The following is a 263-nucleotide window of genomic DNA, read 5'->3' as shown; positions in this document are numbered from 1 at the left end:
CGGCCAACCACTGACCCCCGCCGTGGATTTCACCCTGGAAAAAGGCAGCCTTACCGGCATCATCGGCGCCAACGGCACCGGCAAAAGCAGCCTGCTGAAAGTTATCGCCGGCTTACAGAAGCCGCTGGCGGGGAAAGTGACGATCGATGTTCCACGCAGAGGTGGCCTGTCGTTTATGCCCCAGCAACAGAACCTCGATCGCCAGTTTCCTATCAGCCTTGAAGAATTGGTGGCCGCCGGTTTTTGGGGCAGCAGGCAAACCC

The 263-nt window shown here is 59.3% G+C and carries 1 protein-coding gene; it reads left to right on the top strand.

Translation table 11 applies throughout. The features are described 5' to 3' along the window. On the top strand, positions 1 to 263 hold a 263-nt coding region (locus tag ACKX14_RS16040; protein WP_422449409.1), incomplete at both ends, for an ATP-binding cassette domain-containing protein.

This window comes from Thermorhabdus hydrogeniformans (genome assembly GCF_049310025.1).
In the GTDB taxonomy this organism is placed as follows: Bacteria; Bacillota; Thermosediminibacteria; order Thermosediminibacterales; family Tepidanaerobacteraceae; genus JBJYKD01.
Note: the sequence above shows the minus strand (reverse complement) of the source record. Positions and strands in the feature narration are given on the sequence as shown.